Annotated in this window: 10 protein-coding genes and 1 pseudogene; 5 read left to right on the top strand and 6 right to left on the bottom strand. The window is 52.5% G+C overall.

Annotated elements, in window-relative coordinates; genetic code table 11:
* From fusA to ABYW01_RS06125, 4 genes and pseudogenes are all read left to right on the top strand, one after another.
* A pseudogene (gene fusA / locus ABYW01_RS06140) lies at positions 1 to 505 on the top strand (elongation factor G); the annotation flags it as partial.
* Positions 506 to 721: 216 nt separating this feature from the next.
* Positions 722 to 1,954, top strand: coding sequence for a hypothetical protein (locus ABYW01_RS06135; RefSeq protein WP_372831615.1), 1,233 nt, complete (start codon positions 722 to 724; stop codon positions 1,952 to 1,954).
* 302 nt (positions 1,955 to 2,256) lie between these two features.
* A complete protein-coding gene (locus tag ABYW01_RS06130; RefSeq protein WP_372831614.1) occupies positions 2,257 to 2,439 on the top strand; it encodes a hypothetical protein in 183 nt (60 codons plus the stop codon).
* Positions 2,436 to 3,053: a hypothetical protein gene (locus ABYW01_RS06125; protein WP_372831613.1), complete on the top strand. Its 618-nt coding sequence runs from the start codon at positions 2,436 to 2,438 to the stop codon at positions 3,051 to 3,053. The genes ABYW01_RS06130 and ABYW01_RS06125 overlap by 4 nt, the downstream gene beginning before the upstream one ends.
* Here the strand turns inward: ABYW01_RS06125 and ABYW01_RS06120 are convergent, their stop codons facing one another.
* The 3 genes from ABYW01_RS06120 to ABYW01_RS06110 form a co-directional block, all read right to left on the bottom strand.
* Positions 3,054 to 3,776 carry an ABC transporter permease gene (locus tag ABYW01_RS06120; RefSeq protein ID WP_372831612.1) on the bottom strand — a complete coding sequence of 241 codons (723 nt, stop codon included), beginning with the start codon at positions 3,774 to 3,776 and terminating at the stop codon, positions 3,054 to 3,056.
* A gap of 176 nt (positions 3,777 to 3,952) precedes the next feature.
* The gene (locus ABYW01_RS06115) at positions 3,953 to 5,371 is read right to left on the bottom strand and encodes an FAD-binding oxidoreductase (RefSeq protein ID WP_372831611.1); all 1,419 of its coding nucleotides are present in this window, start codon (positions 5,369 to 5,371) and stop codon (positions 3,953 to 3,955) included.
* A gap of 211 nt (positions 5,372 to 5,582) precedes the next feature.
* Positions 5,583 to 6,077 (bottom strand): DUF4405 domain-containing protein, encoded by a 495-nt coding sequence (locus ABYW01_RS06110; RefSeq protein ID WP_372831610.1) that lies wholly within the window; start codon positions 6,075 to 6,077, stop codon positions 5,583 to 5,585.
* A 226-nt stretch (positions 6,078 to 6,303) separates the two neighbouring features.
* Here ABYW01_RS06110 and ABYW01_RS06105 point away from each other — a divergent pair, with 226 nt between their 5' ends.
* Positions 6,304 to 8,478, top strand: a complete 2,175-nt coding sequence (locus tag ABYW01_RS06105) for an esterase-like activity of phytase family protein (protein ID WP_372831609.1) — start codon at positions 6,304 to 6,306, stop codon at positions 8,476 to 8,478.
* A gap of 79 nt (positions 8,479 to 8,557) precedes the next feature.
* On the opposite strand, the gene ABYW01_RS06100 is transcribed toward ABYW01_RS06105, so the two are convergent.
* From ABYW01_RS06100 to ABYW01_RS06090, 3 genes are all read right to left on the bottom strand, one after another.
* Positions 8,558 to 8,986, bottom strand: coding sequence for a GFA family protein (locus ABYW01_RS06100; RefSeq protein WP_372831608.1), 429 nt, complete (start codon positions 8,984 to 8,986; stop codon positions 8,558 to 8,560).
* 43 nt (positions 8,987 to 9,029) lie between these two features.
* A complete protein-coding gene (locus tag ABYW01_RS06095; protein ID WP_372831607.1) occupies positions 9,030 to 9,869 on the bottom strand; it encodes a 23S rRNA (adenine(2030)-N(6))-methyltransferase RlmJ in 840 nt (279 codons plus the stop codon).
* 114 nt (positions 9,870 to 9,983) lie between these two features.
* Complete coding sequence (locus tag ABYW01_RS06090; protein WP_372831606.1) at positions 9,984 to 10,571, bottom strand: hypothetical protein; 588 nt, start codon at positions 10,569 to 10,571, stop codon at positions 9,984 to 9,986.
* Positions 10,572 to 10,847 lie beyond the last annotated feature (276 nt).

Raw genomic sequence — 10,847 nt, 5'->3', positions numbered from 1 at the left:
GGCTATTCCCGGACAATTTATCCCTGCGGTCGAAAAAGGCGTGCGGCAAGTACTCGGTAGCGGCGCCCTCGCAGGGTTTCCCCTGCAGGACATTGAAGTGACGGTCTACGACGGCAAACACCATTCGGTCGATTCGAAAGAGATTGCGTTTGTTGCGGCCGGTAAAAAGGCCTTTCTCGATGCGATTCATCAAGCACAGCCCATCCTGCTGGAACCGATTGTGGATGTGAATATCATCACACCCAGCAGCAATGTGGGCGACATTACCGGGGATATCTCCGCCAAGCGTGGCCTGATCAACGGCACCGCGGTATTACCGCAGCAGCAGGTCGAAATCAGCGCACAGCTTCCGCTCTCAGAGATGGACGGATACCAATCACGACTCAAAGCACTGACCGGTGGCGAGGGTCAGTTCACAATGGCGTTAAGCCACTATGCACCGCTACCCAACCGCCAGCAGACAGAGCTGATCGCCAATCATCAACCCACACAAGAAGCAGGCTGACACTCAAACAACTCAACGAGGGATGGGACCGGTAAAGTCCTCCTTCCCTCGTTGAAACAATTATCAAGCTTAACCTCCACTGTGCAGTAACCCCTTTTATATTCAGGCGCAAGACACTCCCCCTATGTTTAACATGAGTATTCTTCACGTATAACTGACTAAAAAACCACCACAGGTCGCCGATACCCTATAAACATCAAATCAGGGAACGGCAGAATGATTATCGCCAATAGCAATGTCAGCTTCGGCACCAGCCACGCCAAAGAGCAGACACATACGGAATATGAAAGCCTCGAAGTGCAGCGTTTCCAGCAGGATGGATCCGTCCAGTCCCAGCACGTCGCTGCCGGAGACAAAACCAGTCTCTCCGAAGAAGCACTCGAGCTTGCTAAAGGCCTTGGCAATATGCAGGTCACAACCCATCAGAGCCAGTTCAGCAACAATCAAAGCTGGAGCAGCAGCCAGTCATCGCGACAGCCTCTGAGTCAGCTCGGGTTTAACGGGCCGGTGATAGACCTGACTGAATCACAGACACCGCGCCCAATCACCCTGATCGATCGACTGCTGCCAGCAGAGTCTCCGCCAATGCCGGAGATGACTGATCCGAACCTAAAGCTGACGGCTGCGATTCTCTCCAGCATTACCGGCAAACCGATTGAACTGACCGATGGGCGCGCGCTGAGCGAAGGCTTCGCACAAGCGAATCAGGTTCAGGTCGGCGCTGTACAAACCATGGATTTCAGTATTGATCTGGAGAATTTCCAGCCGCCTCGTGTTGGCGAAGAAGTGGGGATGCGCTACCAGCACACCGTGACCTACAGCGAGTTCGAGCGCACGTCCTATAGCGCCCAAGGTGAAATTCATACGGCTGACGGTCAGACGATCAACATCGATCTGATGATGGAGATGAGCCACAGTTTCTCCACCCGTGAATCCACTACCATCACCGCTGGCGCACAGCTGCAAGATCCCCTGGTCATCAATTTCAACGCGCCTGCCGCAGACCTGACCAACGAGAAATTCGGACTGGATATCAATTCAGACGGCAAACAGGATCAGATCAGCTTTACCGGTGCAGGCAGCGGCTTTCTGACAATGGACCATAACGGTGATGGCCGCGTAAATAATGGCAACGAGTTATTTGGCACCCAGAGCGGCAATGGCTTTGCGGATCTGCGTGCCTACGATGATGACGGCAACGGCTTTATTGATGAAGGCGACGCCGCGTATACCGAACTGAAAATCTGGGTCAAAACCAGCAGCGGCGACGATCAATACTTTTCCCTCGCCGATAAAGAGATTGGGGCCATCTATCTAGGCGCTGTACAGACCCCGTTTGAGATTAAAAACGATGATAACGAACTGCAGGGCGTTGTCCGTAGCTCCAGCTTTTTCCTAAGGGAAGATGGTAGTTCCGGCACCGTTCAGCAAGTCGATCTTGTCGTCTGATTCTTCCACCCCGTTTATTCCACGAGTACCACCTCTCCCGGCCACCGATATGGATGTCACAGGCCGGGACCCTTACAACGCCTTTGATAGCTCTCGCGACAAGGTATGACAAACACCTTTTCCATAATCCGCGCACCAATACAGATCAGACACCTCTATCACACTTCCACAAGTGTGCACTGATCACGATGCATTCCCCACCGGGCTCGTTCAATCCTCCACATACACATCCTTCACAAGGCACTGGTCGAAATGGCCTGAAACTTGCCTTGTCCTAACAGGGATTCAACAGAGGAACGGAGATGACAAAAAAGATTCTGGTGGTAGATAACATCGTGGCTGAGCAACACAACCTCGGCCTGTCGCTATCCGATTTGGATGTGGACGCGGACCAAGTCTGCACACCGCTTCAAGGTTCAAATGGCCTGATTCCCCAACCCCTGTGCCTAAGCACGTTGCTCAAAGAGGTATCACCGTGGATATGAAAGTTGGTATACGTAAAGACTCCCCTCTCTACTCCTTGTGGCTGGAACTCTTTGAGCATTGCCACGCTGGAAACACCGGCACAGTGTTTATCGCGACAAAGGAAAACCGCTCGGGTCAACTGGTCATTCATCGGGGGCATCTGATCGGTGCAGCCTATGGGGGCGAATATAACTTTCAGGCATTATCAGCCCTGTCCTTGCTCGACAATGCCCGATACTCCTACACGCCCGATCTGATATTCCCTATCCCGGAAACGCTGCTGCCCGATGATGCAACCACCCTGCTGGATCAACTTGGTTTTCAATACTATCTGCAAGATCTAGCCGATCCGCCAAGCACTGAAGCGTTAGCCGTTGAAGCCCCCAACACATCTCCAGCATCAGATTCCCCCGAATCGGTTGGCATAGAGAATCTACCTATCCCACCGACTAGTGACCATGACCCCGGCAAACCAATCGAGATCACCGCCCCAGAATCCATCCCCAAAACACGTACAGTTACGCAGGTGTATCGAGGCCAAAAGATAACGAAAGTGATCCAAGAGGAAACACCCTCTCAGTCAACCCGAAGCAAGTCCGTCAGAATGTATCGCGGACAGGTCGTTCGCTCATAGTTAGCGACCTACGGCTTGCTTGATACTTACACTGATCTTGTTACGCCCTAACTGCCAAAGCATCAGCGCGGCACCCAAACCACTGGCGCCTAACGCCATCGTCATAATCATGATCTGATAGCGCACCGCAATCAGCGGTGATACACCGGATAGAATCTGACCGGTCATCATGCCCGGCAACGCCACCAGCCCCACCGCCAACAAACTGTTCACTTGTGGGATCATCGCGGCATGGAACGCCGCCATCCGCGCTGCATCTTCATCTTTGCCTTCGCGCAGGCCAGAATAATAACGTTCTGCAGCCAGGCTGATCGCATTCATGCTGTTCGCGAAGAACATGCCCGCCAGCGGTATCATCACACTCGGTTCATACCAGGTTTCCACACCCAGTACTAACTTCAGCGCAATCACCAGATGAAATCCTACCGCAACCAAGAGCGCGATAAATGCGGGCCGCAGAAATCCCGGCTGATGCCTGACCGGCCGGATTGCAATCCAGGATGCTGCGGAAATCATCACCGTTAGCACCAGCCCGGTAATCCAGGGTGAGGGTTGCTCAAACAACACCACCAGTACATAGCCCACCGCCACCAGTTGCAACGCCATACGCGCAGCGGACAGCAGCACTTCGGAGGGTTTTCCATTCCAATAAAAATATACCGTACTGATCAGAACCACCGGGATCAGACACCAACTTAGGGACAACCAAGATATCGAATGCATAAGACAAACTCAGACCAGACCATTTCGCCAGACAAGGCTCACAGTTATAACAAACAAGTTTCACAAGATTGTGACAGAACTGTCATGTGTAAACAGCTTTCGCGATATGTTGGGGGGTATGTGACCGACCGTGAGTTTTCCGGCCGATCACATAGATAGAGACGTGAATCAGCCCATTATCCCGGCCTGATATTCTGGTTTACACGGAAGAAGTTGTCCGGATCATAGTCTGATTTAACCTTTGCCAGACGGGCATAGTTCTCGCCGTAGGCGCCATCAACCCGCTCTTCATCTTCACTGATAAAGTTCACGTAGACCCCGCCGGTCGCGAAGCGTTTAGTGGCATCAAAAAACTCACGTGCCCATCCAATACAATCACGGTCCTGATGGGTGTCATCCCACCGGGTATGCACGTTCATCACGTATTCGACATCCCGATGAGGGTAGGCCGTAGCATCTGAAGCGACCCGATTGATCGCACCACCCAACTGAGCGACAAAGATCTCTGATTCTGGACTGGGCAGTTTCCCCCCATAGTCCACCAGCGTTTCGATCAATTCATCACCGAGCGCAGCAAAGTTGTGGGACTTCCAGTAGTTGCGACTCCCCGGGGTGAGCAATGGATCAAAGGCCTGCTGGAACGCAACAAAAGGATGTGGCGCAAACCCATCTGCAATGGGTTGCCCCAAACGCCGTAACGGAGCGATCAATTTCTCACCCTCATCCATCGGACCGTTATAGAGCGCCACAATGATCAAAACCCGCTGCCCGTGATATTGGGCATCAAGAAACGGCAAGGGAGGCGCATCACGGATCACCGCCCACGTGGTTAACTCATCCGGGCTTTTTTCACAGAAGGCCCGATAGGCCTGCAGCACGGAAAATGCCTGATCAAACGGATAGACCGCAGGCCCAGACATCACCATCGGCCCCACCGGATGCATCCGGAACTCAAACGACGTGACGATACCGAAATTACCGCCACCGCCTCGAATCGCCCAAAAAAGATCTGGATGATGACTGGCATCACACTTTAGCCGCTCGCCAGCCGCGGTCACCACCTCAGCGCTGAGGAGATTATCGATGGAGAGGCCGTGCGAACGGCTGATCCAGCCAAATCCGCCCCCGAGCGTTAAGCCACCCACCCCGGTCGTAGAATTGATGCCGACGGGCACCGCCAGGCCATACTGCTGTGCCTCATGATCGACATCGCCCAAGGTTGCACCGGGACCTGCGATGAGTACACCTTGCTCCGGATCAACCCGCACGTAGTTGATTGCGCTGAGATCAATCAGCACGGCTTCGTCGCAGAGCGAGTTCCCGGCAATGTTATGACCGGCCCCCCTGACGGATATCAGCAAATTTTGTTCACGCGCAAAACGCACCGCCTGCACAACATCTGCCGTGCCGGTACATCGAATAATCATTGCGGGATGGCGGTCGATCATCGCATTCCAGATCTGACGCGCATCATCATATTGCGCATGATCTGTCCCGATAACCTCCCCTCGAATCTGTGTTTGAAGTGTTTCTAGTCTTTCACCACTGAGGGTGACGAGTTCACCACTCAGTGATCGTGCCTTTATCTCTGTCATGATTAAACCTCCCTTCAACCTGAGCGGTGAACCACGTCAAGCTGGCAGGATTGCAGTTGAAAAGGATACTGCCATGAACTGCACCGCCCATATGGCTCAAAAGATCAGGGGCACCACCTGACCTTTGTTGACGACGAGCGACTATCTGAAAGCGATGCTTTTTAAATTCTAGCCGAGGCCTCAATAGCCCGCCGAAAATAAACCCAGTGTTTTACTTTGAAAATACAATCCCGAGCAGCTCTTTTGGATGCGCCTGACTTTGCTCAGCAATTTGGTTTAAGGACATATCCTCAGACACAGTCGTAAAACCCGCGGCCGCCAGTTTATCAATCAGCACTTGAGTACTGACCTGCTGCAACTCCGCCAGCGAGGTAATCGGTGCGCCTTCGACACTGTGGATAACCGCCATCATCGGGCTACCACCATCTCCAAAATCCAGTAATGATCCGCTGACCAACAACACGGCAAACATAACGGACAGCGCCGCACGCTGAGAAAAGTGACGCTTAAACGGCTTTACGTGCACCACGATATGCGTGACAACCGCTGCTACCATCAGCAGACCTATCCATTCGTGCATCCCTTTGATCAGCCCTTCACCCAAATGGAAAAACATCATTACACCGGAGATACCCACCAGCACCGATGTCACAATGGTCAGCGGCGTTGCCCATCGGCGCAGCGCCAGCGTATTCTGCACACTCATCGTCTCTATCCTTAACATTGAACAAAGATGCCATTTTAGTTTCGATCTTAACTAAGATGCGTAAAGAGGGGGTTAAGTTGTGTAAATACCCTCTGATTTGCTAGAGCCCCTGATGAAAGAACATTCATAAATTTCGACCTTTCAGCGTGCAAGTAACAGCGCCGTCATATGCGGCGGCTAGTTTTAAGGCCCCTTTCATATTGATGGTATTCACGGAGACCACCCGATGTTTGATCGTACATTCCGCCGCAGTGCACTGGCAGTGATGGTCGCAGCCGTTGCAACAGGCGCTCAGGCTGATGCGTTTAACCGAATTGCGAGCTTCTCAACAGCAAAAAACCTACCTGCAGGCGTTGAGCGTCAGCAAGAGACCTCTGCAGAAATTATTGCTGTATCGGAAGATGGTAAAACACTGGTGTACTCGGACAGCCCACTCGAAGGTTTGGGTTTCGTGGATATCAGCGATGCTGACGCGCCTAAGCCTGCGGGCCACCTGAAACTGGAAGGTGAGCCTACCTCGGTTGCAATTGCAGACGACTACGTCCTGACCGGTGTGAACACATCCACCAGCTATGTAACGCCAACCGGTTTTTTGGCGGCCATTGATCTGGACGACAAGGAGATCGAAAAGCGTTGTGATCTGGGCGGACAACCAGACTCTATCGCCGTATCCAAAGACGGTAAATATGTTGCGGTGGCGATCGAAAACGAACGTGACGAAGACCTGAACGAAGGCGAACTGCCACAGCTGCCTGCCGGTTTCCTCCTGATTGCACCGCTGGAAGATGGCAAGCCGGATTGCGACGATATGCGCCGTGTTGAGATGACCGGTCTGGCAGAAATTGGCGCCGATGACCCGGAACCGGAGTTTGTCGATTTCAACGACAACAACGAAATCGTTGTGACCTTGCAGGAAAACAACCATCTGGTGGTGGTTGATGCGAAGACGGCCAAAGTGATCAACCACTTCTCTGCCGGTTCAGTTGATCTGAAAAACGTCGATCTGAAAAAAGACCGCACCCTGACCTTCAACAAAACGCAGGAAAACCGTCTGCGTGAGCCGGACTCGGTGAAGTGGCTGGACAACGATCGCTTCGTAACTGCCAATGAAGGCGACTTTAACGGCGGTGCACGTGGTTTCACCATCTTCCATAAAGATGGCCGTGTCCTGTACGAATCCGCTGAAGCATTCGAACATCAAATAATCATGGCCGGTCACTACCCGGAGAAACGTTCCGGCAAGAAAGGTAACGAACCTGAAGGTCTGGCGATTGGCACCTTCGGCAAAGACACCTACATCTTTGTCCTGTCCGAACGTGGCGGTGCCATTGGTGTATACCGCGATACCGGCGCTGCGCCAGAATTCGTCCAGCTGCTGCCATCCGGCATTGCACCTGAATCCGCAGTAACGATTCCATCCCGTAACCTGCTGGTCAGCGCCAACGAAAAAGACCTGATTGAAGACAAAGGTCCACGTTCACACGTGATGGTGTACAAACTGGATGACGATGCAGCGGCATACCCGCAGATCAAATCCGGTCGTAACGACGTGGGCGAACCGATTGGCTGGGGTGCACTGTCCGGCATGACAGCCGATGCGAAGAAACCGGGTCTGCTGTACGCGGTCAACGACAGCTTCTACTCCAAGCAGCCAAGCATCTTCACCATCGATGCGAACCAGACGCCTGCAAAAATCGTGAAAGCAACGCCAGTCACGCGTGATGGCAAAGCGGCAGAAAAGCTGGATCTGGAAGGGATTACACAAGACGGCAAAGGGGGTTTCTGGCTGGCGTCTGAAGGTAAAACTAAGAAGAAGGTGCCTCACGCCATCTATCACGTAAATGCCAACGGTGTGATCGATCGTACCCTCAACTTCCCGGACGCCTTGCTGAAGCACGAAAAACGTTTCGGCGCTGAAGGTATCACGCTGATCGGTGATTCTCTGTGGATTGCGATTCAGCGTCAGTGGAAAGATGATCCGGAAAACACCGTTAAACTGGTGTCTTACAACCTGAAGACCAACACCTGGGGCGCCGTACGTTACCCAACTGAAGCCGCAACCAAAGGCTGGGTGGGTCTGTCTGAGATCACTGCATACGACGATGAGGTTTACATCATCGAGCGTGATAACCAGATCGGTGAAGACGCTAAGATCAAACGTCTGTACAAGGTTGAACAGAGCGAGCTGAAACCAGCACCGCTGGGTGGCGAGCTGCCGGTTGTGAAGAAAGAGCTGGTACGTGACTTTATTCCAGATCTGAAAGCACTGAATGGCTACGTAACCGACAAGATCGAAGGCTTTACAGTGGATGCATCCGGTAAAGGTTACGCGGTTACCGACAACGACGGTGTCGACGACAGCTCCGGTGAAACCAACTTCTTCTCTGTGGGTAAGATGTAAACCGTCACTGACTGATTTCACCCACCCATAAAAATGGCCGGATTATCCGGCCATTTTTCTATCTCTTACACGCGATCCCTTAGCTGTCGCGCTGTAACTGCCCATTCAGCTCATCCAGCGAAGGCATCTCATCATAGTGCTGGCCCTCACCTGCGATCTGATCCCACTCCGCTTTGGAGGCGGTATGCAGATGGGCGACTACCACACTGCCATCAAACCCATCTAAAAGGCCTGCGGGTATCCAATACTTGTCCGTGCCCCGCAACTGATTTGGGACCGGGCTGCCGCACACACTGCAAAAGTCTGCACGATAACCGGTGTCTTTTTTAAAAGAACGCACCAGATCCTGCCCTTGTAACCAGCTAAATGCAGACTCATTCACAAAGGTTGCCGCATTAGCCGACGATCCCGTCGCTTTGCGGCACATTGAGCAGTGACACTGATAAAAATTGGGCGTGTCACCATCGACCTGAAACTGAACACCCTCGCACAAACACTGCCCGATCATTTCCATCCCTCTAACTGATCATTGCGGATAAACGGCTGAAACCTTACTCGGGCACCAACCAATCAACTTTGAAGCTTGCTTCAGGCGACTGCCCCAGCTTTTCGGTTAACCACGGCAGCAGTTCTTTCATCTGCTGTTCCAACTTCCACGGCGGGTTGATCACAATCATGCCTGATCCGGTCATGCCATACTCTTTGCTGTCCGGCAGCACACACATCTCAATCCGCAGAATCTTACGGATGTTGGTGCCTTTCATCTTGGATTCCAGTGAGCGCACTTCATGCCGCTGCACCACCGGATACCAGATCGCATACGTCCCCGTCGCCCAACGTTTCGCCGCTTCACGGATACCCTGAACAAGATCTGCGTATTCGGATTTCTGTTCATATGGCGGGTCAATCAGTACCACACCCCGGCGCTCTTTGGGTGGCAAGCTTGCCTTCAGGCGTTGGTAACCTTCTTCGTTGAACATCTTCACCCGACGATCACCACGGAAAGTTTGCAACAAACGTGGGAAGTCATTTGGGTGCAACTCGGTTAATACCAGACGATCATGCTCACGGCACATCGCACCCGCCAATGCCGGGCTGCCCGGGTAATAACGCAGACGACCGTTCGGGTTGACCGCCTTCACCGCTTTCAGATACGGCGCCATTACAGGTGGGCAGGTTTCTTCCCACAAGCGACCGATCCCTTCTACGCTCTCGCCGGTTTTTTCTGCATGCTCAGATGCCAGATCATAACGACCACCGCCCGAATGGGTATCGTGATAAACAAAGGGTTTATCCTTCTCTTTCAGCGCTTCGATAATCAAAGCCTGAACAGTGTGTTTTAGAACATCGGCGTGATTGCCAGCGTGAAAACTGTGACGGTAGGAGAGCATATCGGAACCTGTAAAAAAGTAAGGCGCGTATTATTGCCCATCTATCCGGTGATTGACCAAGTATTTTGCGGACAACCCGCCCCAAGGCTCGAAAGTTCAATCACTTTCACCCGGTCAGAATCGGTATTTCACCCCCAAGCCTAATGAATTGGACGCGCCCTCAACACCATTGAACAGACCAAACACGCCGGAACGATGGTGGCTTCGCACCACCAGACTCCAGCTCTCCCAGCTTTGGGGTTTGAACTCAAACTCCACCAATATGTAAGCCAGCAACTCCTCTGCATCATCCTTATTTGCAACCTCAAACTCAGGCAACTCGCTTGCATACGATAACCCCAACCCAACGGCAACATCGGTATTCAGATAACCGTCCCAAGGTAACGGGTACCATCGCGCTGCCAACAACGCATTAAATTCCTCATGGTCCTGGCCGCGCGTGTGCTTAATTGCCTGCAACTCCCACTCCAGATCGTAGCGGGTATCATCAACGGGTATGGTCTTGCTCAGCGCCAAGGCGGTCAGCTGAAAGTTGCTGTCGTAATCTGCCTGTCCCAACAACACATCTTCTATTGGGTCATCAGTTAGAACTGTTTGATAGAGTGTAAGTGCCCAGTTTTGCTCTTGTGCGAGGGCCGTAGATGTATAGAGACAACAAAGAATCAGGGGAATACGTATAAGCCTTGAATATATGCCTGTCATGGCGCGTCTCCTGAAAGAGTGGATATACACCAAGCTCACAACGGCGATAGGACTGCGGCTTGACCGAAGAACGTTACCTAAAAAGATAGCTCATACTGCGGTCTCGGAGGAGCGTTTGGTTCAAAGAGAGGACGCCTTATTCACTCCTGAGATCTAACCCATCGTGTATGCAGAGCCACCCGTTTATCGGGTTGGTTCGGGATGCATATGGCTAAACCGACGCCAACTCTCCTCAATCACTTTGATCTCCTCACCCAGCCAGGCTTCAAATCGCTT

Source organism: Pontibacterium sp., assembly GCF_041587635.1.
In the GTDB taxonomy this organism is placed as follows: domain Bacteria; phylum Pseudomonadota; class Gammaproteobacteria; order Pseudomonadales; family Balneatricaceae; genus Pontibacterium.
Note: the sequence above shows the minus strand (reverse complement) of the source record. Positions and strands in the feature narration are given on the sequence as shown.